Below are 25,589 nucleotides of genomic sequence, written 5' to 3'. Positions count from 1 at the left end.
CATGAAGCGCTATGTCCTGTTCGTCATCGCACTGTGCGTTACCGCGGTCTACCTGTTCCCGCTGTACTGGATGTACATCACGGCGTTCAAGAGCGCGGGCGAGATGTTCCACTTTCCGCCCACGTTCTGGCCGCAGCACCCGCAGTCGCACCTGTGGCAGGTGTTCAGCGACAGCGGCATGGGCAACTTCTTGTGGAACTCGTTCGTGACCGCGTGCGGCACCGTGGCGGTAACCGTGCTGATCGGCACGGGCGCCGCCTACGCGTTGGCGTTCGTGCAAAACCGCTGGACCAGCCTTGCGATCTTCACGGTGCTGGTGTTACAGGCACTGCCGTCGAGCCTGATGGTGACGCCCATCTTTACAGCCTTCAAAAGCCTCGGTCTGCTCGATACCCCGCGCTTCGCGGTGGTGCTTGCGCAGATCACGAAAACGCTGCCGTTCTATATCGTGCTGTGCCGCCCGAGCTTCGTGCAGGTGCCGCGCGAGTTGCGCGATGCGGCGCTCGTGGACGGTGCGTCACCGAGGCGGGCATTCTTCAGCGTGATTCTGCCGCTGGCGATCAACGGCATTCTGGTCTCGGCAATCCTCGTGTTCCTGCAGTCGTTCGGCGAGTACGTGTACGCCCGTTCGCTGATTCTCGATGACCGTTACCAGACCGCCACGGTGGGCCTGTCCGCGTTCGTCGGGGCAACCAAGGTCGACTGGATCGGCATCATGACGTACTCGGCGATCTTCGTGACGCCCATCCTCGTCGTCTTCATGCTGCTGCAACGCAGGATCGTGGCTGGACTGACCGCCGGCGCGCTCAAGTAATGCCTACCTTTTAGCCGGCGCCAGCCGGTCGGAGAATCGTTGTGGATCGCATACAGATCGAGCGGCTGAGCAAGAGCTACGGATCCGCTCAGATTTTGAAGGACATCGACATCAGCGTGCCGGAGGGGTGCTTCGTCGCGCTGGTCGGGCCATCGGGCTGTGGCAAGTCCACCTTGTTGCGCACCATCGCCGGCCTCGAGCAAATCACGGGCGGCACGTTGCGCATCGACGGCCAGGTCGTCAACGACGTGCCGCCGCGCAAGCGCGATGTCGCGATGGTGTTCCAAAGCTATGCGCTGTACCCGCACATGGACATCGAGAAGAACATGTCCTACTCGATGCGCTTGCGACGCGCGGCCCCACGGGCGATCCGGGAGAGCATCGACAGCGTTTCCCGTACGCTGGGACTGGAGCATCTGCTCGCGCGCATGCCGCGCCAGCTATCGGGCGGGCAGCGCCAACGCGTGGCAATGGGCCGTGCCATCGTACGAAATCCGAAGGTGTTTCTATTCGACGAACCGCTGTCGAATCTCGATGCAGCCCTGCGTGTTCACATGCGCGCGGAGATCCGCAAACTGCATCAGCGCCTCGGCGCGACCTCGGTGTACGTGACGCACGACCAGATCGAGGCCATGACGATGGCCGATCACGTCGTCGTGCTGCGCGCGGGACAAGTCGAGCAGCAGGGCGCGCCGCTGACTCTGTATCACCGGCCCGCCAACCGGTTCGTGGCGGGCTTCATCGGTTCGCCGGCGATGAACTTCATCGAGGCCGTGATCGGACCCGACGGGCACAGCGCGCATTGCGGCGGCGCGAACGGGCAGACGCTCGAGCTGGGCCGGTCATTGCCGGCGGGCACCGAGGTCTGGATCGGCTTGCGTCCCGAGCATCTGCATCTGCAGCGCGGTGCTGGACACCTGCGCGGCATGGTCGACGTCGTGGAGTCCACCGGTTCGATGAGCTTCGTCACGGTGAAGCTGGACGGCATTGCGGCGCCGGTGCTGATTGCGCAAGCCGGGGTTTGCGCGAGCAAGAGCGGCGAGGCGTTCGGTCTCGACATCGCGAGCGAGCATATCCATGTTTTCGACCGCAACAGCGAGCGCGCGTTATAGGCGAGCAGCAGGCGTTCCGTGATTCGACGGACCCGGCAATGAAAACCATTCGAGAACATGTCAATGAAAATCAGCGATGGCAACTGGTTGATCCGTGACGGCCTGAACGTGTCGTATTCGGCGGCACCGCACAGCGTGGAGATTGTCCGGGACGAACTGCTCGTGCACGTGGCGCCCCGTGACGTATCGAACCGCGAACGACAGCTCGATACCGGGCTCTTTACATGGCGCTTCTTTTCGCCGCAAAGCGGCGTGATCGGTGTGCGTGTCGAGCACTTTTCCGGCTCGCTCGACCGTGGCCCGCATTTCGCGCTCAACCGCGAACCAGGGGCCGTCACGACAAGCAACACCGCGCTCGAGGCGAGCCTCACCAGCGGCTCGCTGACCGTGCGCATCAGCAAGTCGGGCGACTGGTCGGTCGACTTTCTGCGCGACGGCGAGCGCATCACCGGCAGCGGCTTTCGCGCGAGCGGCCAGGTCCACGATGCAAAACAGCATGACGCCGCATTCATGTTCGAGCGGCTCGATCTCGGCGTTGGCGAAAACGTATATGGCCTCGGCGAACGCTTCACCGCATTCGTGAAGAACGGCCAGGTGGTCGAAAGCTGGAACCGCGACGGGGGCACCGGCACCGATCAGGCATACAAGAATGTGCCGTTTTATCTGACCAACCGCGGCTACGGCGTGCTGGTGAATCATCCGGAAAACGTCTCGTTCGAAGTGGCGAGCGAGAAGGTGGCGAAGGTGCAGTTCAGCGTCGCCGGCGAGCGGCTCGAATACTACGTGATCGACGGTCCCACGCCGAAGGCCGTGCTCGAGCGCTTCACCCAACTGACCGGGCGGCCCGTGCTGCCGCCTGCCTGGTCGTTCGGCCTTTGGCTTACCACGTCGTTCACGACGAACTACGACGAAGCCACGGTGAACCACTTCATCGACGGCATGGCCGAACGCGGCATCCCGCTTCACGTGTTCCACTTCGACTGCTTCTGGATGAAGGCCTTCCACTGGTGCGATTTCGAGTGGAACCGCGAGACCTTTCCGGACCCGCAAGGCATGCTGGCGCGGCTGAAGGCGCGCGGGCTGAAGGTTTGCCTGTGGATCAATCCGTATATCGCACAACCGTCGCCTCTATTTGCCGAAGGCATGGCGGAGGGCTACCTCCTGCGCAAGCCGAACGGCGACGTATGGCAGTGGGACCGCTGGCAACCCGGCCAGGGCATCGTCGACTTCACGAACCCCGCTGCGGCGCAATGGTACGCGGGACACTTGCGGCGACTGCTGGAGATGGGCGTCGACTGCTTCAAGACGGATTTCGGCGAGCGCATTCCCACCGACGTGGTCTACCACGACGGCTCCGACCCGCAGAAGATGCACAACTACTACAGCTACCTCTACAACAAGGTGGTGTTCGACGTATTGCGCGAGGTGCGCGGCGAGGGCGAGGCGGTGGTGTTCGCGCGCTCCGGAACCGTGGGCAGCCAGCAGTTGCCGGTGCATTGGGGCGGCGACTGCAGCGGGACCTACGAGTCGATGGCCGAGACCCTGCGCGGCGGCCTCTCGCTCGGTCTGAGCGGCTTTGGCTTCTGGAGCCACGACATCGGCGGATTCGAGCACACCGCGCCGGCCGACGTCTATAAGCGCTGGTGCGCATTCGGGCTGCTGTCGAGTCACAGCCGCCTGCACGGCAGCAAGTCGTACCGGGTTCCATGGCTGTTCGACGATGAAGCGGTGGACGTGGTGCGCCATTTCACCGAATGGAAGTCGCGCCTGATGCCATACCTGTTCGACGCCGCGCAACAGGCGGTCGATCGCGGTGCACCGGTGCTGCGTGCCATGCTGCTGGAGTTTCCGGACGACCCGACCTGCGACTATCTGGACCGCCAGTATCTGCTTGGCGATGCGCTGTTGGTCGCGCCGGTGTTCAATGCCGTGGGCGACGTGGACTTCTGGCTGCCGGCGGGGCGCTGGACCCATCTATTCACCGGCAGGCAGGTGGAGGGCGGCAGGTGGGTGCGCGAACGGCACGAATTTCTGAGCCTACCGTTGTACGTGCGGCCCAATACGCTGCTCGCGATCGGGACCGAGGACCAGCGTCCCGACTACGACTACGCGTTGCGCAGCGAACTGCACCTGTTCGAACTGGATTCGGGGAAATCGGCCAGCGTGACGTTGCGCGGCGCGGACGGTGCAGCGGTGACGAGGGTGAGCGTGACGCGCTGCGACACTCTCCTCCGGATTAGCAGTCATGGCGTCAAAGCGGGATTGCCGCTGGTTTTGCGGCAATGCGCGGCGTTGCGCGATGCGGGCAGCCTTGAGGTGCGCTCACACGCGTCAGGCATGATCCTCGTTCTGCCGGAGGGGGAAAGCGAACACACGGTGTACCTATGACCCGCCCGAGCTCGACAGTCTCGTGACTGTCGGAAACTCGCTTGTCAACGTGGCGCAGTCGTCCGCCGAGGGTCTACGGATCGTCGAGATCCGCGCCGCGTACCCTCTGCAGTCTATCCCGCGGCGGATACCTTCTCCCTACAACTTCGTCGCGCCGACGCGCTACTGATGCGAAGGCGGCAGATACGTCATCTGCTCTTCGTCGTACAGCGCGTAGATCAGCTCGAGCATGCGCCGGATGTCGGCGGATTCGTCGAGCATGCGCGTGCTCATGATGATGGGCGACACGAGGTTCTGATCGTCCAGGTCCTTGTAGGCGACGTCGCCGCGCTGCAAGCCGTAGACGCTCGCCGGCACGATCGAGATGCCTTCCCCCGCGCCGACGAGGCCGAGCGCGATCTGCAATTCGCGCGTCTCGTAGAGCCGCCGTGGCTTCAGGCCGCGATCGTGAAACGCGGCGAGTACCTGATCCGCGTAGCTCGGCCGCGGCGCCTTCGGGAAGATGATCAGTGTTTCGCTGGTCAGGTCGTGCAGCGACAGCACCGGCTTTGCGTCGATCAGTGGATGACCGAGCGGCAGTGCGACGATCATGCGCTCCTCGCGCAGCACGACTCGCCGGATGCTCGGGTCTTCGTGACGAATGCGGCCGAAGCCGACGTCGATGCGGCCTTCCTTGAGCGCCTTGATCTGATCCATCGTCGACATCTCGTGCAGACTCAGCTCGACGATGCTGTTCTCGGTGCGAAAGCGGCGGATGATTTTCGGCAGCATGCCGTACAGCGTCGAGCCGACGAAGCCCACCGACAAACTGCGTTCGATCTTGCCGACGCGCCGCGTCATCGCCTCGACTTCCGACGTCTGCGCGAGCAGTTGCACCGCGTGTGAATAGAAGAAGCGGCCGGCCTCGGTGAGCTTCAGTGGCCGCGAGTTTCGCTCGAACAGCTGCACGCCGAGCGTTTCCTCGAGCTGCTGGATCTGCCGGCTGAGCGGCGGCTGCGCAATGTGCAGGCGTTTGGCGGCCCGCGTGACATTGCATTCCTCGGCGACAGCCACGAAGTAGCGCAGATGGCGCAGTTCCATAGGAATACCTTAAAAGTATCGTCGCGATACTAAAACAGTGTTGGACGATGCGAATGGCGTAGAACTATGCTTCGATCACTGTAGACGCCCCGAAAAATTATACCTCCCAAGCATTGACACCTGGGCCCGGTTCGAAGCGTGCATCGCACGCATACCGACAGTCCGAATCAGGAGACAGCCATGATTCCGATCTACCCGGATCACACCCCTCAGCTGAAGAACATCGACGACTTTCTCGTGGAAGACCGCGAGCGCGGCGATTACCGTCTGCATCGCAGCGCGTTTACCGACGAGCGTCTATTCGAACTCGAAATGCAGCACATTTTCGAGGGCAACTGGATTTATCTGGCCCACGAAAGCCAGGTTCCGAACAACAACGATTACTTCACGACCTACATGGGTCGTCAGCCGGTGGTGATCGCGCGCAACCGTCAGGGCGAGCTGAACGCGTTCATCAACGCGTGCACGCATCGCGGCGCCATGCTGTGCCGCCACAAGCGCGGCAACAAGGCGACCTATACGTGCCCGTTTCACGGCTGGACCTTCAACAACAGCGGCAAGCTGCTGAAGGTCAAAGACCCCGAGGGCGCGGGCTATCCCGACTGCTTCAACAAGGAGGGCTCGCACGACCTGAAGAAGCTCGCGCGCTTTAGCAACTATCGCGGCTTCCTGTTCGGCAGCCTGAGCGACGACGTGCCGCCGCTCGAGACGTTCCTCGGCGAGGCCGCGCGCATCATCGACATGATCGTCGATCAGTCGGAACAGGGCCTCGAAGTACTGCGCGGCTCGTCGACCTATACGTACGAAGGCAACTGGAAGCTGACCGCGGAAAACGGCGCGGACGGTTATCACGTGTCGGCCGTGCACTGGAACTATGCGGCGACGACGCATCATCGCAAGGAAGAAAACGCGCGCGAAGACAAGATCCGCGCCATGGATGCCGGCAGCTGGGGCCGTCAGGGCGGCGGCTTCTACGCGTTCGAGCACGGCCACATGCTGCTGTGGACGCGCTGGGCAAATCCCGAAGATCGTCCGAACTTCAGCCGCCGCGAGGAATTCGCCGCGCGCTGCGGCGCCGAGCGCGCGGACTGGATGATCCAGAACTCGCGCAACTTGTGCCTCTATCCGAACGTGTATCTGATGGACCAGTTCGGCTCGCAGATTCGCGTGGTACGGCCGCTGTCGGTCAACAAGACCGAGGTGACGATCTACTGCATCGCGCCGAAGGGCGAGTCCGACGAAGCGCGCTCGCGCCGCATCCGTCAATACGAGGACTTCTTCAACGTGAGCGGCATGGCCACGCCCGACGACCTCGAGGAATTCCGCGCCTGCCAGCTGGGCTACGCGGGCCGCGCGCTCGAATGGAACGACATGTGCCGCGGTTCGAAGCAGTGGATCGACGGCGCGGACGACGCCGCGCAAAAGATCGGCCTCAACCCGGTGATGAGCGGCGTGAAGACCGAGGACGAGGGCCTCTACACGGTGCAGCACCGCTACTGGGTCGACACGATGAAAAAGGCGCTGAACGCGCAAGGGAGCCAAGCATGAGCGACATCGCGATCACCGATGTTCAGGCTTTCCTGTTCCGCGAAAGCCGCCTGCTCGACGACGAGCAATGGGACGAGTGGCTCGCCTGCTATCACCCCGACGCGTCGTTCTGGATGCCGTCGTGGGACGACGAGGACAAGCTCGTCACCGATCCGCAGCGCGAGATCTCGCTGATCTACTACCCGAACCGCCAGGGTCTCGAAGACCGCGTGTTCCGCATCAAAACCGAGCGTTCGAGCGCGACGATGCCCGACACGCGCACGAGCCACAACGTCGCCAACGTCGAAATAGAGAGCGAGGAGAACGGCGTGTACACGGTGCGCTTCAACTGGCACACGCTGAGTCATCGCTACAAAACGAACTACAGCTACTTCGGCATGTCGCGCTACGTGATCGACTTCAACGGCGCGCAGCCGCAAATCCTGAGCAAGTACGTCGTACTGAAGAACGACTACATCAATCAGGTCATCGACATCTATCACATCTAGCTGGCGCGGTCGCAGGAGGCAAGCCATGGAACACACTATTGCACTTCAGTTCGAAGACGGCGTGACGCGCTTCATCAGCTGCCGCGAGAATGAAACGCTGTCGGATGCCGCGTACCGGCAGAAGATCAACATCCCGCTCGATTGCCGTGAAGGCGCGTGCGGCACATGTCGCGGGCTGTGCGAATCCGGCGCGTACGACATGCCGGAGTCGAGCTATGTCGAGGACGCGTTGACCCCTGAGGAAGTGGGCCAGGGTTATATCCTCGCGTGCCAGACCCGGCCGCGCTCGGATCTCGTGATTCGCGTGCAGGCGTCATCGGCGGCGTGCAAGACCGGTGTGTCGCGTTTCGAAGGCGCGCTCGCGGCGGTCGAGCGGCTGTCGGATTCGACGCTCCATTTTTCGGTCGATATCGACGGCGCGAGCGCGCCGAGCTTTCTCGCGGGTCAGTACGTGAACGTCGAGATTCCGGGCGCGAGCGGCGAGAGCCGGTCGTATTCGTTCAGCTCGGCGCCGGGCGCGACGCGCGCGGCGTTCGTCGTGCGCAACGTGCCGGACGGCAAGATGAGCGGCTTTCTGAGCCGCGACGCGCAGCCGGGGCAGCGCATCGGCTTCACGGGTCCGTATGGGCGCTTCTATCTGCGCGACCCGCAACGTCCGGTGTTGTTTCTCGCGGGCGGCACCGGCATCGCGCCGTTCCTGTCGATGCTCGACGTGCTGAAAGCGAGCGGCAACACCCAGCCGGTGCGGCTCGTGTACGGCGTGACCCACGACATCGATCTGGTTGCGCTCGAACAAATCGAAGCGGCGCAGCGCACGCTGCCAAACTTCAGCTATCGCACCTGTGTCGTCGATGCCGCGAGCAGTCACGTGCGCAAGGGCTACGTGACCGCGCACGTCGAGCGGGAATGGCTGAACCACGGCGACGTCGATGTCTACCTGTGCGGCCCGGTCGCGATGGTCGAAGCGGTGCAAGGCTGGCTGCGCGACAGCGGCGTCGAGCCCGCGAACTTCTACTACGAAAAATTCTCGGCGAGCAACGTAGCATGACGTCGACCTTTATCGATCGCTTCAAGGGCAAGGTGCTCGTCGTGACCGGCGCGGGCCAGGGCATCGGCCGTGGTGTCGCATTGCGCGCCGCGCGTGAGGGCGCGGCTGTGGTGCTGGTCGATCGTTCGCCGATCGTGCACGAGGTGGCCGACGAGATTGCGCGCGCAGGCGGCGACGCGCGCGCATTCATCGCCGACCTCGAAACCTACGCGGGCGCGGCGGGGATGACGGCCTTCGCAATCGATGCGTTCGGCCGCATCGACGCGCTCGTCAACAATGTCGGCGGCACGATCTGGGCGAAGCCGTACGAGGAATATGAAGCGGAGCAGATCGAGGCCGAGGTGCGGCGTTCGCTGTTCCCGACGCTGTGGTGCTGCCACGCGGTGCTGCCCGCGATGCTGAAGCGCGCGAGTGGGGCGATCGTCAACGTGTCGTCGATTGCGACGCGCAGTATTTATCGCGTGCCGTATGCGGCGTCGAAGGGCGGCGTCAATGCGCTGAGCGCGAGCCTCGCGTTCGAACATGCCGAGCACGGCATCCGTGTCAACGCGGTCGCGACCGGCGGCACCGAAGCGCCGCCGCGCCGCGTGCCGCGCAATGCGGCGCCGCAAAGCGAGCAGGAAGCGACGTGGTATCAGGGCATCGTCGATCAGACGATTGCGTCGAGCCCGATGCATCGCTACGGCACGATCGACGAGCAGGTCGGCGCGATCCTGTTCCTCGCTTCCGATGAAGCGTCGTATATCACCGGCACCGTGCTGCCGGTCGGCGGCGGCGATCAGGGCTAGCGAGCGGCACGCGCCGAACCAGGCCAATAGGCCGCGCGGCGATTGTCCTTCATAGAAAGGTGCACCTCCCAACCTGCACTTTGGTGGCACGCGCATTGCTGTATCGGCGGGAACAGGCGAGTACAGGAGCGGCCGATGCGAGTGCAAACTTTCACACCCGAACCCCGTAACATGCAGACAACGATGGAAGGCCGACGGCTTTGGGGGCCCGCTCGGTTCGCCGTCGTTGCCGCCAACGCGGTCGCCTGCTTGTTATTGGTAGCTGGCGCAAACACAGCACATGCCGACGACGTGCACAGCCCGGGCGATTTTCTTGGCTTTGCGATCCAGGATGGTCGCGCCGAAATCCAATCGTGCCAGCTCGCGTTGCGCACATCATCGAACACGTCGGTGCAATCGTTCGCCAAGCGCATGATCGCCGACCACGAATCGCTCGATGCTCGTATCGAACGCCTCGCACAGCGAAAGGGCTACAACTTGCCCACGGGGATATCGATCACCGCAAAGGCAACTCAGGCCGCGCTCACGCCGCTGACCGGACACACGTTTGACAAGGTTTTTATGGACCACAATGTCTCGGATCACAAGGACGACATCAAGCGCTTCAGCGAACAGGCGCAGCGAGGTAGCGACCCCGACGTACGGGCACTTGCCGCCAGTGCGGTGCCCGTATTACGTGAGCATTTGAAGCTGGCTGAACAGACGCGGACGAAACTGGGTCACTAAGGTTATCGCGTCATTACGGGCGGAAGGAAGATTCGCGCTTTCCGGTTGCTCCGGATAGATGACAATGAACCCGGCGTCTTCGGCGACCACGTTCATCTGTGTGCCAGCTGCGAAGTCACCGGGATGCTGCTGCACGCGTAGCGGCCGACCGTCTAAGTGCCCGCGACGTAGACCTTGGCGTGGTGAGGGTTCATCGCTGCCGCTTCGATGCTTCCTTTTTCTCCTTTTTCGCGGCCTTCTTTTCCTTCGGCGTCTTCGTCGCCGCCTTCTTCTGTGTCTTTTTTGCGTCCTGCGCTTTGCTCATTTCATCCTCCTCATATGCTGGCGGCCCTTAGCAACAGCTAGAAGGCTAAGAACAGTCCACGCAAGCGGTGGGCCAGTTCCGGTGGCACCAATTCTCACACCGGCGATGCGGCCACCGACCCTCGCGCGGCGAGTCACTGCGAGCGATCCCGGACCCGTTCCATCTCGTAACGAGGGAGCTCAAGAAACGGATTTTTTACGAATGTCGCTACGCGACGCACTCGAGTCATTGGTCCTGACGCTACGTCGACGGCAGATTGCTCCTTGTCAGCGGACAATGGTGCGCACTGATGTGCTGTTTCTTAGAATCGAGTATGACACGTGCGGATCGCTTTCGGCTGGGCGCGGACGACCTTTCCTATCTACAGGCTTGCCGCGGGCGTGAGGAGGTCGCACGGGCGGAGCGCGAGTCGCAGTTGCAACAAATCGTTGAGGATCAAGCCCATGTCAAGGAAGACCAGGCGCGGACAGGGCACGCAGCGACGCATCCAGGTACTGATTGGCGCAAGCATATTCATTTTAATTGTGACTGCGGGGTGGGTCATCCATCAGACTCGGGCGGTCGCACGCCAGACTTCCGTTGCGTTGGCGTCGGCCGCGACGACGGCGAACGACGCGGGAATTTATGACCGCGCAATGCGCTTCGCCATGCTGGCGATGGGCAACGGTTGGCTCTCGCCGGGATCGGTAGAAGCAGAGCCTGAGCTTATGCGTGGCGCGCAAGCATCGATGCAAATTGCGTTGCTCAGCGGGCATCTGAATGCGGTTGATTCCGCCGTCTTCAGCCCGGACGGTAAGCGGGTGGTGACCGCGTCCTGGGATGGGACGGCGCGGGTGTGGAACCCGGCCACGGGTAAACAGATTGTGCAGCTTAGTGGCCATCAGAATCTGGTCTATTCTGCCGCCTTCAGCCCGGATGGCCAGCGGGTGGTGACAGCGTCCGCGGACAGGACCGCGCGGGTATGGGACGCGGCTACGGGCAAGCAGATTGCGCAGCTCAGCGGGCATCAGGATCTGGTTTATTCCGCCGCCTTCAGCCCGCACGGCCGGCGCGTGGTGACTGCGTCCGCGGACAGGACCGCGCGGGTGTGGGACGCGGCTACGGGCAAACAGATTGCGCAGCTCAGCGGGCATCAGAAACCGGTTTTCTCCGCCGCCTTCAGCCCGGATGGCCGGCGCGTGGTGACCGCGTCCGTGGACAGGACCGCGCGGGTGTGGAATGCGGCGACCGGCCACCTGATCGCCCAGCTCATTGGGCATCGGGAACCGGTAAGCTCCGCGGTCTTTAGCCCGGACGGCCGGCGCGTGGTGACAGCGTGCGATGACAAGACGGCGCGGGTGTGGGATGCGGCGACCGGCGAGGTCATCGCGCAGCTCATAGGGCATCGGGGACCGGTTTTCTCCGCCGTCTTCAGCCCGGACGGCCAGCGCGTGGTGACCGCGTCCGATGACAACACCGCGCGGGTGTGGAACGCGGCGACCGGCCACGTGATCGTGCAGCTCGCTGGGCATCGCGGACCGGTGAGCTCCGCCGCCTTCAGCCCGGACGGCCAGCGCGTGGTGACCGTGTCCGATGACAAGACCGCGCGGGTGTGGGATGCGGCGACCGGCCAGGTGATCGCGCAGCTCACCGGACACAAGGGGCCGGTGAATTCCGCCGCCTTCAGCCAGGACGGTCGGCGGGTGGTGACTGCGTCCCGTGATAGGACCGCGCGCACATGGGACGCGGCGATGGACGTCTTGCTGCTCAGCGGGCATCAAGGGTCGGTCATTTCCGCCGCCTTCAGCCCGGACGGCCAGCGCGTGGTGACCGCGTCCGCGGATGGGACCGCGCGGGTGTGGGACGCGGCCACGGGCAAACGGACTGCGCAGCTCAGCGGACATCAGGGGGTAGTTTTTTCCGCCGCGTTCAGCCCCGACGGCCAACGGGTGGCGACCACGTCCGGGGATCAGACCGCGCGGGTATGGGACGCAGCCACGGGCAAACAGGTCGCCCAGCTCGGTGCGCATCAGGGGTGGGTTTACGCTGCCACGTTCAGCCCGGACAGCCAGCGGGTGGTGACCGCGTCCTCGGAGGGGACCGCGCGGGTGTGGGACGCGGCCACCGGCAAACAGATCTTGCTCCTCAGCGGACATCAGGGCCCGGTCGATTCCGTCGCCTACAGCCCGGACGGCCAGCGGGTGGTGACCGCGTCCTGGGACGGGACCGCGCGGCTGTGGGACGCGACCACGGGCAAACAGACCGTGCAGCTCAGCGGGCACCAGGATCTGGTTTATTCCGCCGCCTTCAGCCCGGACGGTCGGCGCGTGGTGACCGCATCCGCGGATAGGACCGCGCGGGTGTGGGATGCGGCCACGGGCAAACAGATCGCCCAGTTCGGTGGGCATCAGGGACCGGTTTTCTCCGCCGCCTTCAGCTCGGACGGCCGGCGCGTGGTGACCTCGTCCGCGGACAGAACCGCGCGGGTGTGGGACGCGGCGACCGGCGAGGTGATCGCGAAGCTCACCGGACATCAGGGACCGGTTTTCTCCGCCGCTTTCAGCCCGGACGGCCAGCGGGTGGTAACCGCGTCCGCGGATCAGACCGCACGGGTGTGGCCTATCCGATGGCTCATGCAGAAGCGAGGTCAGAGCCTGGCTAAAGCCGTGTGTAGGGAAAAGCTGGTGGGAGCAAACCTGCTCACAACCGATGATGAAGCTGCCCTTTCTCTCGTACGCGGGCGCCGGGGCGAAAACGTATGTGGATCGTAACTCGCCGACCGGTCGGAGCGAACTGCCACGATACGTTTGGCCAGCGCGACCCGTTGCTTTCCCAGCTTCCTAACCAGCTTCACATCGAAGATGTGAGGCAGACATATCCTCATGTCCTCCTGCGACAGATTCCTCTTTAGTTCCGCCTTGCGGGTTCGTAGGCGGCTTTCCGACCGATTTGCGCCTACAGATCGTCGCAATTGTGCTCTCCGACGCGGACCCGCGCTCAACGCCGCAAGAACCACAACAGTACCGATACCACGACCGAAATCACGATGCACGTGACGATCGGGAAGTGAAAGTTGAATCCGTCGCGGACGATATGGATGTCGCCGGGCAGCCGGCCGAACGGGATGCGCGCGAGCCAGTGCCATCCGAGGCCGGCAAGGATGCACAGTGTGCCAATGACGATCAGGAAGCGGTTCATGGAGCGCCGTTACTCACGGTAGCCGACGAGGCCATCATAGCCCACGCAGGCGGAGTGTCCGCGCCGATTCAGCTTTGAGCCACCGCGCCGACAGGATATGTGTTCTTGGGCGACACGACGGACTCTCGACAACGCTTTCTGCCGCCAATTGCCCTGGGCGGGGGACCGTACCCGACCCACTGCGGACGTAGAGCCTGCACAACCTTGACGGCAGTTTCCGAGGCCCACCGGCCATTTGATTGGTCACATCGGAGAGCGGATGCTGGGCGAAAACAGAAGCACGCCTCGTTCGCTCGCCGGGCAGCTCCGTGGATGGAGGCAATCGCTGGCTTGTCCCGCCGCCGGGCGGGCGATCACTAGCAGCAGGCGGTCCTCCGAGCCGTTCGAATGCAGCCGTTCGAGCTCGCCTAGGCTCACGGCGGATGCCGTTTGTCGTGGCCCACGTTGACCTGCAGGAAGCGTCAGGAATGCGGGCCCGCGACATGTGGCCACGACCGTACAGCAAAATGGCGCGAAACGCGGAGACATCGGCATGCCTGCGTGAGGCCAGCAGCTATTCTTTAGACGGAGTACGTTTCAGTTCGTGATGGTCCGCAACGGCTCAGTCCCGACCCTGGCCGCATCACTGACAAGGGGGTTCAAGTGCGCAAAGTACTGGTGGCTGCTCTCCTCGCCCTAAGTATGGCGACTTTGTCCTACGGCTTCGACGGAAGCGGGTCAGGCGGTAGGGAAAGCGGCGAACGGGGTGGGCAACGCACCCCGAAGGTCTTTGACAGCCAAGGCAAGGTGGTGGGGCCGCTGATTAGCTATGAGCCGCTTGGCACTGTTCTTCTCGTGAACGGCGCGGTGATTTTTGCTCCGATTCAACGGGTAAGCATCAATAACGGTAGTCAGCATTCAGCGTCGCAATTTCAATGGGCGGGCGACTTCTCTGCATATCCGACATCAGACTGCAGTGGCAGCCCGCTGATCACTCCGACCGCTGCCGCGACCTCGCAAGTACGGCCATCGCAAATCGTCAGACAAGGAGTCGATGCGACCGTATATATTGCGGGCGACACTTACTCAGTCCAGACGACGTTTATGTCTTTCTTGATAAGCGGCCGATGCTCGCCCGGTCAGGAGACGTTGGAAGCCTGGTCTCCCGAAAGCTCCTATTCGCTCACGCAACACTATCCCGAGCCGCTGACGATTCATTACTGAGCGCCCCGCTTGCCTGCTCCGCGCGCTTAGGCGCCAGTCATTTATTGTGCCATTTCGCCGGCAACCGTCTCAACGTGTCGCGCGCATCATCGCTCTGTTGTGCGCTGATTTTTGTTGCAGCAGGGCAGGCACATCACGGCGCTATCGACGCGATTCGGATCCAACTTAAGCCGTGTTAACCGTGTACCTGCCGCCCCAAGGCGCGAACGGTCTCGGAGCCGGGGCCACCATGCTCAAAGAATGACTATCGGACGCTTTCACCGAAGGCTCGGACAAACGTCTGATTCCCCGGTGCACATGTCGGTCGATTTCAAAGGCTGTTCCCGATGTCGCTAGCGACGTTCGAATGGCAAGATGACCGCATCGATGAGCGACCGCTGGTGGCCGCACTGCATCCCTGGGCCGCAGACGGTCGGCCGCCTTGCATGCTCGCCGCATGTAAAGGATGTATGCAGTTTCTTATGAAGAGAGACGTGGGGCTCAGCCAGCAGCCTATGGGCAAGTGCGCATCTGGTTGTTTTCGCGAAAATGGGCCAAAGTACCTTCCTTTAGCGACGCCGTTAATCACGACGGGCTCTGTGCGCTAACCTCCCCAGTGACGTACCTTGGAAGGCTGATCTGGCCTCACATACGGCAAGACTATCTGATGGCGAACCATGACGACGACCAACCCAACTCTGCGCAAGCTGAAAGACGCGGCCAAGTCGATGCTGCCTGCGCCATTGTTCTTGAGCCTGTTGCATCACAAGTACATTGGCCGTTATCCGAACCTGCTTCGTCCGACAACATTCAACGAGAAAATTCTGCAGAAAAGCCTGCGGCCGGATCCGTGGCTCACGGAGTTGACCGACAAGCTTACGGTCAGGGACTATGTTGCGAGAAAGCTTGGCGAGAGCCATCTTATACCGTTGCTTGCCGCCCCCGAGACCTTCACGAAAGAGGTATTCGATGCGTTGCCGGACTCGTTCGTGATGAAGGCGAATCACGGCAGCACCTATGTCAAAGTGGTCAGAAACAAATCGGCAACCTCATTCGAGGAATTGCGGGATCTCGCGAACCATTGGTTGTCCCTCGACTTCTACAAGATCGGTCGGGAAAAGCACTATCGCCCCATCAAGCCGCGTATCTTCTTCGAGCAACTGCTGCTCGATGAGAGCGGCAACGTTCCCCCCGACTATAAGCTGCAGTGCTTTGGTGCCAAATCAGGCCGGCTGGTCATCTACATTCTCGTCATCTCGGACAGATTCGGCGCTGATACGCGCGGCGATCTGTACGACGTCAACTGGAACCATCTGGACGTCGTCATTGGCGAGTACAAACCCAGTGAAAACCCGCCGCCTCGCCCGGACAATCTCGACGCGATCGTGGACGCTGGGATCAAGCTCTCGGCGGATTTCGACTATGTCCGCGTGGACCTGTATTCGCCCAATAGCCAGATTTATTTTGGTGAACTTACGTTCACGCCGGGTGCGGGCGTTCTGCCATTCATGCCGGACAGGATCGACTACGAGTGGGGAAGCCTGATACCAGACGCTTACCTGTCGATAACGCCTTCCTTACGAGCAACTTCGCCCGGGGTACGGTAGTTTCCTGCCAATGTTTTTCGCGAACCTCCATTAGCGGTAACGACAGTGGTGAAGCACCATGCAAAAAATAACAATCGTGATCTGCAATTACAACCACGGTCGCTTTCTGGCCGACGCAATTGACTCATCTCTTTCTCAGGACTACCCGGAAACGGGTGTTCTGGTGATCGACGACGGATCGACGGACGGCTCACGCGAAATCGTAGAAAGTTATGCCGGCCGCATCCGGGCGCTCTATAAGGAGAACGGCGGCCAGGTCTCCGCATATAACGATGCAGTCAATATGATCGACACGGAATTCGTAATCCTGCTCGATTCCGACGATCTTCTGTACAAGGGTGCGGTGTCCGAGGTCATGCAAGCGTTCGAGGCCGGCGACTCCGTCAAGGTTCAGTTCCGTCTCGACGTTGTGGATTCAGCCGGGAAGCCCTCGGGTAAATACGTACCTCACTCCGTCGCGCCAGTCGACTGCGGTAGGCTGCTGCGCCGGGGTTGGCTCTATCCGTCGCCGCCAGCGTCAGGCAACGCCTACCGGACCAGCGCATTAAAGAAAATCTTTCCCGTGCCGGAAGCAAGCAGTAATCGCTACGGCGCAGACTTCTACGCGATCTACGGCGTCGCATTGTTGGGAGCAATTGCGATGATCCCGAAATCGTTAGGCGCATACCGCGTGCATCGGACCGAAAACACAGGAATCGATTTCGCCAATTCGGACAGCATCGACAAGGCGCCCAGGGCGTTGACCAAGCGTTGGTCGATCCTTCGGCAGCTGGCGCGCTCGCGGCTCGGCATAGAGCTTCCGCCATCGTTTCACGACTTCTCACTCGAGAAAGCGTATTTTTGCTCTGCTGTTTATCGGGCTTCGTTCGCGAAGCGCTGGCGATGGGTCAGCCGGCAGTCGCATGGTTATTTGCGCTCGATAGTCGCCAATCCGTTCTGGAGCTACAAGAAGAAGATAGGCATGCTCGCGCTGTCCAGTCTTTGCCTGTTGCCTTACTCACCGCTTTCCGATTTCGCGGTTCGCTATATTTCCAACCCGCTCGCGAGACGTCGCCTTTAGTCAACTTAAGACGTGTGTGCCCTGTTCCAAGGCTGATCCGTTATTACATTGCGGAGGGCGCAGCAAAGCGCATATCATGGACATCACATTGCGACGCGCAGAACACAGCGACATTCCAGGCATTGTTGCGTTCTACGAACGAGAAAGCGATCCTAATATCCTTCGGCGCAGCGCGCGTGAAGTTGCCAATGCCGTCGATCTTGGCGCCATCTTTCTGTTTTTGGAGCGTAATCAGATCGTGGCCGCTTCAGGCGCGTTCGCAATACATTTCAGGGAAGAACTGTACTTCGAATATGGCGGCACGATCGTGACGCGCCCGTTCAGAGGCTTCGATCTTCAGGATATATTCACTTCGGCACGTTTTTGCTTCGGTGTCCTCTTCCACCCGGAATCGCTTCCAGACCGTGTTTATACCTTCATCAAGCCAGACAATGCCCCATCAAATGAAAATATTAAAGGGAGAGGTTTTTCACTGCGAGAGACAGCGCCCACTCCATACATGAGACCATGTGGAACCTGTAAATCGCGCGCGTCACTCCCGCCTGGCAGAAGATGCTGCTACAACATCTATGGAATCGATATGGAAGCGATCAGGCGTAATGTCCGATACTTTCTCGAGGCCTCCGCGGAGCGCACGTCGTCAAAGGGCACGCGGCTTGAAATAACCTCGACCCTGTTTCGAGACGCGCGCCAGCGCGCTATCCTCCATAGCGTCATTGCTTGAGTGCTCTCGTGCGTGGCATCCACACATCCGCACTCACGGCCCGAACTGTTGCGAACGCAAGGACGGGCGGTGTCGCCGGGGAACATGATCCACGGTCCGTTCGGGCTGAAGTCATAGGTTGGACCGAAGCTCGCCGGCATCGCCATCTGCGCAGTGGTCAGGCCGGTCTCGTAAGAGAATTGCTCAACGAGATATTCACAGTTCAGGGTAACGGCGGCGTTGGTTTGTGTAATAGATAACATTTAATTGGGAGGGCGCCAGCTGCATACGCCGCCCGCTGTCAGAGAAATAGTGAGAACCGCGGCGACACGGGCACCGCCTCTGGCCACACAGATTGTCGATGATCCGGGTGGCCGTGTCGAACGTCCGTAGTCGGGCCGTTAGCGACCGGCGACCGAACGCCACGCTCGCCTCGGGCGCCACCGCTCATGCACACAAGGCATAAAGCGACCCTGAACCGCCTGTCGCGCGGCGCCGGCGCGAACGACCGCTTTCTGATGCGAACGTCAACAACGCATGCGTCATCACTCTTGCCTCCGTGCGCCGTGGCATCGAGTCGCAAGAACTCAGGTGACAGAAGTTGATTTGCGTTTTCGCGCCCTACGAGGGTTGGTGGGCCACGTGGAGAGCGCCTGCTCGGCAACGGCCTCCAGCGTTTCACGACTGAAGCCCGCCTTGGCTTGAACCGCCATTCCGTGAGCCACGGCGCACACGTACGCGGCCAGCGCGGCGCAGTTGGCCGTCCCCGGCAAATCTCCTTCTTGCTGCGCCCGTTCGAACCGCTCGCGCAGCGTTGCTTCTCCGCTCGCACGCGCGTCAATGACTGCGCGGCGCACCGGTTCCGCATCGTCGGAGACCGCCAGAGCGCCGTGGACACCCAGACACCCTCTGCGATCCGGATAACGGGTGTTGAGTTCGGCCGTGCCTCTGAGAATGTCCGCGGCCACCTCTCGCGAAGTCGGCCGTTCCAGCGCCGCCGCGAAAAATTCGAGGTAGTGCTCGTAGTAGCGTTCGAGCGCCCGACGGAACAACTCCTCCTTGTTGCCGAACGCCGAGTAGAGAGCCGGGCGTTCGACACCCGTGGCCTGCGTCAGGTCGGCATACGACGCACCTTCGTAGCCCTTGCGCCAGAACACGCCAAGTGCCGCGTCCAGCGCCTCATCCACATCGAACTCGCGGTGACGTCCCATAGATCAGATTGCCTCGCACCTTTTCATAACGGTCGGCATTGAATAACGACTCCGTCCGATAACATACCGCCCGATATCGTAACATACGTTACGATTCGTCGCCTCCCACGAGGGAGGTGCAATCGCGTATTGAGCAGTCATGCCGTGCAAACGCAACGTCAGGCTGCTCGGCTCACTTGAGGTGCAACGACTCATGTCCACAATCGGCATTATCGGCGCAGGCGAAGTTGGTATTCATGTCGCACGTGCAGCCATCGCGAACGGTTACGAAGTCGTTATTTCCAATTCACGAGGCCCGGACACGTTGACGGAACTCATAGACGAACTGGGACCGTCATCGCGGCAACCGCTGCCGAGGCTGCGGCGGCGGGCGACTTCGTTGTCGTGGCCGTCCAGCTCAAGCTCATCAATAACATGCCAGTGGAAGCGCTCGCGGGCAAGATCGTGCTGGACACGAACAACTACATGATCTGGCGTGATGGTCACTACCCCATCGGCGACTCGGGTGAGAAGATGGAACACGAACTCCGCCAGGAGCAGCTCCCTACCTCCAAGGTGGTGAAGGCTTTCACCCATATTTAGGCCCCAAGGATTATCAGCTGGGGCACGCCTTCTGAGTCCCCAGGCCGTCTGGCGCTGTCGGCTTCGAGCATTCAGCGAGTCCTGACGCAGCGCTCCCGGTCAGCCCGCATGGAAGCAGGAACGCCAGACCCGTTCGGAACTCGCGACCAATCTGGCCTTGGCGCGACGCATCATCGCGCCCCGACTTCTCTCGACGCTCTAGCGACGAATCGCTTGACATGCATACGCTCAATAACGTAACGTTTATTATCGTAATGCGTGTTACGAAATGTCCTCAAAGCTCTCGAAAACAGACGAAATCCAAGGAAAAGAAATGACGAAGAAGTTTGGTGCAAAGTCGACCGCCGATGAGGTGCTCTCAGGCGTTGATCTCAAGGGAAAGCGGTTCCTTGTGTCAGGTGCATCGTCGGGTATAGGCATCGAAACCGCCCGCTCGCTGGTTGCTCATGGCGCCAGCGTCGTCGGCGCCGTCCGGGAGCTCGCGAAAGCTGAACGCGCCGTTGCTTCGGTGCGTGATGCCGCGTTGCAAAGCGGCGGCAGCCTCGAGTTGATTGAAATTAATCTCGCATCCCTGAAAAGCGTTCGTGCTTGCGCCGATAAGCTCCTGACTGACGGCCGGCCGTTCGATGCCATCATCGCCAACGCCGGCATCATGGCCACGCCGTTCGGCCGGACGGTGGATGGCTTCGAACTTCAGTTCGGGACCAACCATCTTGGGCATTTCGCTTTGGTCACGCGGATCGAACCGCTACTCGTCGATAACGGGCGCCTCGTCGTGTTGTCGTCGCAAGCGCATCGCGTTGCCGACGTCGACCTGAACGATCCGAACTTTGAGCAACAGGCATATGACCCGTTTGTTGCCTATGGTCGGTCAAAGACAGCCAACGCTCTGTTCGCCGTCGAATTCGACCGGCGACACCGCGATCGCGGCGTCCGTGCTGCCTCGGTGATGCCAGGAAACAGTCTCACTGCTCTTCCTCGTCATTTTTCGCAAGAAGATTTGCAGGGTCTTTTCGAGACCGTTGGGAACGCGCGCGCCGAAGCGGGTCTGCCCCCGCCGGTGCTGAAAGAAATCCCGCAAGCAGCGGCAACGTCGGTCTGGGCCGCGGTCGTGGCTGACCAGGCCGAGATTGGCGGACGCTATCTCGAAGATTGCGCGATCGCGCCGATCACCGATGTGGCCAACGCGTTTGCAGACGGCGCACGGGCGTATCTGCTCGATGCCGAAAAAGCCAGCCAGCTTTGGGCGAAAAGCGAGCAGTTGGTCAACGCCGCGACGCACGCTCTCAACGACTGAACGACCGATTGCTGACTAAAAGGTGCCATTTGGATGTCCGCACGACTGCCCCCGCGGACGTCCCTTCCTGGCCGATCACCGTCTCATGCAAGTGGCATAAGCACGCCAAGGCCTCGATGCAGCGATCGGCTGGACGCGATCCCTTGCAGTCATTCGAGTCTGCGCGACGGCAACGGCAGTTTTCGTAACTCAGCGGCCACTAGCTCATCTCTGGCCCGCGGAACTATGAATCGAGTCGAAGGGCCGCGGCCGACCCCTATCGCACCATTCGACCGGATGGCCAGCGGATTTTTTCGAGTCGAGCGGGAATATTTGAAGCCCAGCGGTCGTTTAGCCTGCGGCGTTTTCGCCAGTCAGACGAGGAGGAAGCTATGTCTCAGATCTCGTGGGGTCTCAAAGCGGCGGCCGGGATTGTCCTCGCCGCCAATTTCGCAATGGGGCAGGCCGCTGCCGACGAAGCTTACGTTGTCAAACCACTCGTGTCCAACCTGGCAGGTGCTGCCCCGAAGGTCGACGGGGTATTGCAGAACGCCTGGGGTATTGCCTTTAGTCCGGCAGGAAGTCCATTCTGGGTCAACGACAATGCCACGGGCTGCTCCACGCTGTATGACGGCGAGGGGACAAAAGTGACGACGCTGCAGGTCTCCATCCCGCTACCAGGCAACGTCATACCGGCCGGCGCCTGTCGTGCCGTCTATCCTAACCATCCACCGAATCCCACGCCCGCGGCGCCAACCGGGATCGTATGGAATCCTTCGACAGCCTTTCTCGTGCCAGGTACCAAGATCCCGGCCGTATTCATCTTCGCCACCGAAGACGGCACGCTTTCCGCTTGGGCCGGCGGGTTAAATCCGGCGAACAACGCCGTGATCGCGGTCGACAACTCGTCTAATCCCTCCGCCGTCAACGGGGCCGTCTACAAGGGGTTGGTCTTCGCAGTGAATTCGCAAGGAGGATTCCTGTTTGCGACGAACTTCCGCTCGGGCCAGATCGATGTATTCGGTCCGAACGGTCCGAACGGCCTGTTCACGCCCGCGACGACGGATGGTGGTTTCGTCGACCCGAATATTCCGGTCGGTTACGCCCCGTTTGGTATCGCGAACATCGATGGGGACCTTTTCGTCACCTATGCGAAGCAGGACGATAAGAAGCACGACGACGTTGCAGGCCGAGGTCATGGATTCGTCGATGTATTCGATACCGACGGTCACCTGCTGCGCCGCTTTGCGAGCCAGGGAGCGCTCGACTCGCCGTGGGGCATCACGCGTGCATCGTTTGCATTCGGTCGCTTCAGCGGCAAGATCCTCATTGGCAATTTCGGCAATGGTCGAATCAATGTGTTTGACAATGACGGCAGGTTCGTCGATCAACTGGAGAACGAGGCCGGCAATCCGCTGGCTATCGACGGCCTGTGGACTCTGACACTTGGTGGCGGCCGCAATTCGAGTCCGGACGCGCTGTACTTCTCGGCAGGTCCTAACAAGGAGACAAATGGGCTTTTCGGCATCATCGCTCCAGTAGGCGGCTCCAGGTAACGAGCGTCGGCTCCGAACGGGCAATAGCCGCTAGCACGCGGCTCCCTGGATAACTTCAGAACCACGACGTCGCTGACCATTGACGATGTCGATTCTGGTTCGATCCGAAGGACCCCACCGCAGCCGGTCGCGGAACTCGCTAGACGCGACCGGCTCTTCTGGGTGAGACCGGGAACGACCAGTTTTCGCGTCGGCTCAGGACTGGCAGCAGAGTGCGAGAAGACCCCTGGATGTTCTTTTGCCCGGTGCATCCCGTCAGAATGATTTCTGTGATCGACCCGGAGCCGTGCGCAGGCCGCTTTCGGAGCACAGCGGTCCCCCATATGCCCAGGTCGTGGCAACGACGAACGACGGTTACTGGCCGGCTGGTGCCTGATGACGCTCCATGGGAGCCGACGCACAAGGGGCCTCCGATACGTTTTGGCAAAGTGGTAACCGAGGGTTTCACGGGATGAAACTTTCGCTCGTATCCGCCGATAACTCGAGCAGGAACCACCTGGATGGCCGCTGGACAGTCCGCCGGCGCCACCGGGCGCGCCCATACACATGCCACTTCGCACGGCAGCCCTGCGCGGATTCCATTCGTTTGCACGAGGACTCAGGATGCACAAGCTCAGTTTTACGCAGAAGCTTTGGCTGCCGTTGATCGTCAGCCTCGTCGCGTTGCTCGCCGTCTCCCTATCGGCGGCGTGGCAGTCGCGCGAGACGCGCATCGAAGAACGTAAGCACGACCTCACGAATATCGCGCACGTCGGACTCAGCATCGTGACGGAGTATGCGGCGCTGGCGCAAAGCGGCGCGCTGCCGGAGGCGGATGCCCGCAAGCAGGCACTCGAACGCCTGCGCGGCGTCCGCTACGGCGAAGACGGCTACTTCCTCGTGATCAATTCGAAGCCGCAGATGGTGATGCATCCGATCAAGCCGGCACTCGAAAGCAGGGATCTCGCGGGCAGCGCCGATGCCGACGGCCGTCACCATTACATGACGTTCGCGTCGACCGCACAGGCGCCGGACGGCGGCTTCGTCGACTACGTGTTCCCGCATTCAGGCGCGGCGTCGACACAGGCGGTCGGCAAGATCGGGTACGTAGTGCGCTATGCGCCGTGGGATTGGATCATCGCAACCGGCGCCTATGTTGACGACATCGACGCTGCGTTCATGGCGTCGTTGTGGCTGATCGGCGCGATCTTCGTGGCCGTGTCCGCGGTCCTCGTGACGCTCGTCGCGGTGACGAACCGCAGCATCGCGCGCATGGTCGGCGGCGATCCGGCCTATGCGGCGAACGTGGCGGACGCGATCGCATCGGGCGACCTGACGGTGGCGATCCGCACGCGCAACGGCGACACGTCGAGCCTCCTACACGTAATGCAGCGGATGCGCGACGCGCTGACGGGTACCATCTGCCAGATCAAGCATGCGTCAGACAACGTCGCGTGCGGCGCGAACGAGATCGCGAACGGCAACGCGGACCTGTCGTCGCGCACCGAGAGCCAGGCGGCGTCGTTGCAGGAAACGGCGTCGAGCATGGAGCAGATGACGGCGATGGTCCGTCAGACTGCAGACAACGCGCGCACTGCCAGCGAGCTTGCGGCCGGCGCCGCGAAAATCGCGAACCGCGGCGGCGACATGGTCAGGCAGGCCGTCGCGGCGATGAAGGGGATCTCGAACGAATCGAGTCGCATGGTCGAGATCATCGCGACGATCGAGGGCATCGCATTCCAGACGAACATCCTCGCGCTGAATGCTGCGGTTGAGGCAGCACGGGCGGGCGAGCAAGGCCGCGGCTTCGCCGTCGTCGCGAGCGAGGTGCGCAGCCTCGCGCAACGTAGCGCGACCGCGGCGAAGGAAATTCGCGAGCTGATCAGTCATGCGGTGGGCAGCGTCGGCAGTGGTGCAACGCTGGTCGAAAACACCGGCTCGACGATTGACGAAGCGCGCGACGCCATCATGCGTGTGACCGGTGTCGTGCAGGAAATCGCTGCGGCCGCGGCGGAACAGAGCGCCGGCATCGACCAGGTGAATCTCGCGGTCACGCAGATGGACAGCATGACGCAGCAGAACGCGGCGCTCGTCGAGCAGGCGGCGGCCGCGTCACAGTCGCTGAAGGAGCAGGCGATGAGTCTGCAACGCGCGGCCGCGGCGTTTCAGGTGGGCGACGCTGACGCTAAGGGCGGTGCACAGCTCGCGCCGGCGTCGGCGCAGCACTCCGCGGTCTTCGCGTAAGGACCCGCGCTGCAATCTCGCGGCGAACCTTGCGTTTCATGGCACGTCTGCGCGTTTGTTGGACCGTCGCCTTGCGACCCCGAACCGTCGTTCGGACTTTGCCAACCCGACGACTGCTTCCGAAGGTACAACGGCCGTTCCTTTTTCTGCTTCGTGACACGGGTCATCAGTGCGGCAGTTGAACTGGCTTTGATCACGTCTTTGCCAGTCATCAGGCGCGTCCGTCCTTGTTGGGCCCGAACTGCGAGCCGATGATCCTGCGACCGGCGCGCTCCGACGGCATGAGCGCCCGCGAATTGCAGACGCTCGGGCGGGCGCGGTCCGTCAAGGTCATTGACTATCAACTTGCAATGCCCGATGCGGATGGCGGGAACGGCATCGGCAGCGGCAACCACGTCGGGAAACGACCTGTTCGCCAGCGTGCCGTTGCGAGACAAACGCTTGCCATCTCCGTGTGACAGGACACGGGCCCGATTGCATTCGATTCCACGACACCAACGCTCGCGGTTGAAAGATCGCCAGCCGCAAAGCCTGCATCCGTCGGACTCGCGTCATTGCCCGGCGTCATTTTGTGTGCGTGCGCCAATCTGGCGCTGACGTAGGTTCCCGGAATTCACGGCAGGCAGAACAAGAAGCGCGCAAGCGAAACGTGAAAGCGCCCAGGTCTTCCTTGGCGAAGCTTCCGGTAGAGCTCTATAGTGCATGTACCAAAGCAT

20 protein-coding genes and 1 pseudogene are annotated in these 25,589 nt (G+C 61.8%); 18 read left to right on the top strand and 3 right to left on the bottom strand.

Annotated elements, in window-relative coordinates; genetic code table 11:
- Nucleotide 1 precedes the first annotated feature (1 nt).
- The 3 genes from BJG93_RS32580 (at nt 2) to yicI (ending at nt 4,314) form a co-directional block, all read left to right on the top strand.
- Nucleotides 2–814, top strand: a complete 813-nt coding sequence (locus BJG93_RS32580) for a carbohydrate ABC transporter permease (protein WP_027194575.1) — start codon at nt 2–4, stop codon at nt 812–814.
- Between the two features lie 35 nt (nt 815–849).
- Complete coding sequence (locus BJG93_RS32575) at nt 850–1,926, top strand: ABC transporter ATP-binding protein (protein ID WP_027194574.1); 1,077 nt, start codon at nt 850–852, stop codon at nt 1,924–1,926.
- Between the two features lie 63 nt (nt 1,927–1,989).
- A complete protein-coding gene (yicI, locus tag BJG93_RS32570; protein ID WP_027194573.1) occupies nt 1,990–4,314 on the top strand; it encodes an alpha-xylosidase in 2,325 nt (774 codons plus the stop codon).
- A gap of 162 nt (nt 4,315–4,476) precedes the next feature.
- On the opposite strand, the gene BJG93_RS32565 is transcribed toward yicI, so the two are convergent.
- Nucleotides 4,477–5,394, bottom strand: coding sequence for a LysR family transcriptional regulator (locus BJG93_RS32565; protein WP_034477488.1), 918 nt, complete (start codon nt 5,392–5,394; stop codon nt 4,477–4,479).
- Nucleotides 5,395–5,574: 180 nt separating this feature from the next.
- On the opposite strand from BJG93_RS32565, the gene benA reads away from it, so the two are divergent.
- The 6 genes from benA to BJG93_RS32530 all read left to right on the top strand — a co-directional run bounded on the left by benA (nt 5,575) and on the right by BJG93_RS32530 (nt 13,046).
- The gene (benA, locus tag BJG93_RS32560; RefSeq protein ID WP_027194571.1) at nt 5,575–6,942 is read left to right on the top strand and encodes a benzoate 1,2-dioxygenase large subunit; all 1,368 of its coding nucleotides are present in this window, start codon (nt 5,575–5,577) and stop codon (nt 6,940–6,942) included.
- Nucleotides 6,939–7,430, top strand: a complete 492-nt coding sequence (gene benB, locus BJG93_RS32555) for a benzoate 1,2-dioxygenase small subunit (protein ID WP_027194570.1) — start codon at nt 6,939–6,941, stop codon at nt 7,428–7,430. Before benA ends, benB begins: the two co-directional genes overlap by 4 nt.
- 25 nt (nt 7,431–7,455) lie before the next feature.
- Nucleotides 7,456–8,478 carry a benzoate 1,2-dioxygenase electron transfer component BenC gene (benC, locus tag BJG93_RS32550; protein WP_027194569.1) on the top strand — a complete coding sequence of 341 codons (1,023 nt, stop codon included), beginning with the start codon at nt 7,456–7,458 and terminating at the stop codon, nt 8,476–8,478.
- Complete coding sequence (locus BJG93_RS32545; RefSeq protein ID WP_027194568.1) at nt 8,475–9,266, top strand: 1,6-dihydroxycyclohexa-2,4-diene-1-carboxylate dehydrogenase; 792 nt, start codon at nt 8,475–8,477, stop codon at nt 9,264–9,266. The genes benC and BJG93_RS32545 overlap by 4 nt, the downstream gene beginning before the upstream one ends.
- A 135-nt stretch (nt 9,267–9,401) precedes the next feature.
- Nucleotides 9,402–9,992 carry a DUF4142 domain-containing protein gene (locus tag BJG93_RS32540; RefSeq protein WP_082194478.1) on the top strand — a complete coding sequence of 197 codons (591 nt, stop codon included), beginning with the start codon at nt 9,402–9,404 and terminating at the stop codon, nt 9,990–9,992.
- A gap of 747 nt (nt 9,993–10,739) precedes the next feature.
- Nucleotides 10,740–13,046: a WD40 repeat domain-containing protein gene (locus tag BJG93_RS32530; RefSeq protein WP_231337639.1), complete on the top strand. Its 2,307-nt coding sequence runs from the start codon at nt 10,740–10,742 to the stop codon at nt 13,044–13,046.
- Between the two features lie 226 nt (nt 13,047–13,272).
- On the opposite strand, the gene BJG93_RS32525 is transcribed toward BJG93_RS32530, so the two are convergent.
- Complete coding sequence (locus BJG93_RS32525; RefSeq protein ID WP_027194566.1) at nt 13,273–13,473, bottom strand: DUF2905 domain-containing protein; 201 nt, start codon at nt 13,471–13,473, stop codon at nt 13,273–13,275.
- 642 nt (nt 13,474–14,115) lie between these two features.
- Here BJG93_RS32525 and BJG93_RS32520 point away from each other — a divergent pair.
- The 4 genes from BJG93_RS32520 to BJG93_RS32505 all read left to right on the top strand — a co-directional run bounded on the left by BJG93_RS32520 (nt 14,116) and on the right by BJG93_RS32505 (nt 18,046).
- Nucleotides 14,116–14,676, top strand: a complete 561-nt coding sequence (locus tag BJG93_RS32520) for a hypothetical protein (RefSeq protein ID WP_154671700.1) — start codon at nt 14,116–14,118, stop codon at nt 14,674–14,676.
- A 656-nt stretch (nt 14,677–15,332) separates the two neighbouring features.
- Entirely contained in the window at nt 15,333–16,262 is a 930-nt protein-coding gene (locus BJG93_RS32515) for an ATP-grasp fold amidoligase family protein (RefSeq protein WP_027194565.1), read from the top strand.
- Nucleotides 16,263–16,320: 58 nt separating this feature from the next.
- A complete protein-coding gene (locus BJG93_RS32510; protein ID WP_027194564.1) occupies nt 16,321–17,322 on the top strand; it encodes a glycosyltransferase family 2 protein in 1,002 nt (333 codons plus the stop codon).
- A gap of 76 nt (nt 17,323–17,398) precedes the next feature.
- Nucleotides 17,399–18,046: a hypothetical protein gene (locus BJG93_RS32505; RefSeq protein ID WP_154671699.1), complete on the top strand. Its 648-nt coding sequence runs from the start codon at nt 17,399–17,401 to the stop codon at nt 18,044–18,046.
- 566 nt (nt 18,047–18,612) lie between these two features.
- Here the strand turns inward: BJG93_RS32505 and BJG93_RS32500 are convergent.
- Nucleotides 18,613–19,236 (bottom strand): TetR/AcrR family transcriptional regulator, encoded by a 624-nt coding sequence (locus tag BJG93_RS32500; RefSeq protein ID WP_027194563.1) that lies wholly within the window; start codon nt 19,234–19,236, stop codon nt 18,613–18,615.
- Between the two features lie 193 nt (nt 19,237–19,429).
- On the opposite strand from BJG93_RS32500, the pseudogene BJG93_RS32495 reads away from it, so the two are divergent.
- The 5 genes and pseudogenes from BJG93_RS32495 (at nt 19,430) to BJG93_RS32475 (ending at nt 25,331) form a co-directional block, all read left to right on the top strand.
- Nucleotides 19,430–20,020: pseudogene (locus BJG93_RS32495) on the top strand (NADPH-dependent F420 reductase).
- Nucleotides 20,021–20,131: 111 nt separating this feature from the next.
- A complete protein-coding gene (locus tag BJG93_RS32490) occupies nt 20,132–21,115 on the top strand; it encodes an SDR family NAD(P)-dependent oxidoreductase (RefSeq protein WP_027194561.1) in 984 nt (327 codons plus the stop codon).
- A gap of 371 nt (nt 21,116–21,486) precedes the next feature.
- Nucleotides 21,487–22,650 (top strand): TIGR03118 family protein, encoded by a 1,164-nt coding sequence (locus BJG93_RS32485; protein WP_027194560.1) that lies wholly within the window; start codon nt 21,487–21,489, stop codon nt 22,648–22,650.
- Nucleotides 22,651–23,253: 603 nt separating this feature from the next.
- Nucleotides 23,254–24,873 (top strand): methyl-accepting chemotaxis protein, encoded by a 1,620-nt coding sequence (locus tag BJG93_RS32480; RefSeq protein WP_027194559.1) that lies wholly within the window; start codon nt 23,254–23,256, stop codon nt 24,871–24,873.
- A 227-nt stretch (nt 24,874–25,100) separates the two neighbouring features.
- Nucleotides 25,101–25,331 carry a hypothetical protein gene (locus BJG93_RS32475; RefSeq protein ID WP_154671698.1) on the top strand — a complete coding sequence of 77 codons (231 nt, stop codon included), beginning with the start codon at nt 25,101–25,103 and terminating at the stop codon, nt 25,329–25,331.
- Nucleotides 25,332–25,589: the final 258 nt, after the last annotated feature.

The sequence above is a fragment of the Paraburkholderia sprentiae WSM5005 genome (assembly GCF_001865575.2).
GTDB lineage: Bacteria > Pseudomonadota > Gammaproteobacteria > Burkholderiales > Burkholderiaceae > Paraburkholderia > Paraburkholderia sprentiae.
Note: the sequence above shows the minus strand (reverse complement) of the source record. Positions and strands in the feature narration are given on the sequence as shown.

Excerpts from the sequence above, each read along its gene's own strand:
- BJG93_RS32580 (WP_027194575.1), top strand. The coding sequence starts at position 2 with ATGAAGCGCTATGTCCTGTTCGTCATCGCACTGTGCGTTACCGCGGTC.
- yicI (WP_027194573.1), top strand. The coding sequence starts at position 1,990 with ATGAAAATCAGCGATGGCAACTGGTTGATCCGTGACGGCCTGAACGTG.
- BJG93_RS32565 (WP_034477488.1), bottom strand. The coding sequence starts at position 5,394 with ATGGAACTGCGCCATCTGCGCTACTTCGTGGCTGTCGCCGAGGAATGC.
- benA (WP_027194571.1), top strand. The coding sequence starts at position 5,575 with ATGATTCCGATCTACCCGGATCACACCCCTCAGCTGAAGAACATCGAC.
- benB (WP_027194570.1), top strand. The coding sequence starts at position 6,939 with ATGAGCGACATCGCGATCACCGATGTTCAGGCTTTCCTGTTCCGCGAA.
- benC (WP_027194569.1), top strand. The coding sequence starts at position 7,456 with ATGGAACACACTATTGCACTTCAGTTCGAAGACGGCGTGACGCGCTTC.
- BJG93_RS32545 (WP_027194568.1), top strand. The coding sequence starts at position 8,475 with ATGACGTCGACCTTTATCGATCGCTTCAAGGGCAAGGTGCTCGTCGTG.
- BJG93_RS32540 (WP_082194478.1), top strand. The coding sequence starts at position 9,402 with ATGCGAGTGCAAACTTTCACACCCGAACCCCGTAACATGCAGACAACG.
- BJG93_RS32530 (WP_231337639.1), top strand. The coding sequence starts at position 10,740 with ATGTCAAGGAAGACCAGGCGCGGACAGGGCACGCAGCGACGCATCCAG.
- BJG93_RS32525 (WP_027194566.1), bottom strand. The coding sequence starts at position 13,473 with ATGAACCGCTTCCTGATCGTCATTGGCACACTGTGCATCCTTGCCGGC.
- BJG93_RS32515 (WP_027194565.1), top strand. The coding sequence starts at position 15,333 with ATGACGACGACCAACCCAACTCTGCGCAAGCTGAAAGACGCGGCCAAG.
- BJG93_RS32510 (WP_027194564.1), top strand. The coding sequence starts at position 16,321 with ATGCAAAAAATAACAATCGTGATCTGCAATTACAACCACGGTCGCTTT.
- BJG93_RS32505 (WP_154671699.1), top strand. The coding sequence starts at position 17,399 with ATGGACATCACATTGCGACGCGCAGAACACAGCGACATTCCAGGCATT.
- BJG93_RS32500 (WP_027194563.1), bottom strand. The coding sequence starts at position 19,236 with ATGGGACGTCACCGCGAGTTCGATGTGGATGAGGCGCTGGACGCGGCA.
- BJG93_RS32490 (WP_027194561.1), top strand. The coding sequence starts at position 20,132 with ATGACGAAGAAGTTTGGTGCAAAGTCGACCGCCGATGAGGTGCTCTCA.
- BJG93_RS32485 (WP_027194560.1), top strand. The coding sequence starts at position 21,487 with ATGTCTCAGATCTCGTGGGGTCTCAAAGCGGCGGCCGGGATTGTCCTC.
- BJG93_RS32480 (WP_027194559.1), top strand. The coding sequence starts at position 23,254 with ATGCACAAGCTCAGTTTTACGCAGAAGCTTTGGCTGCCGTTGATCGTC.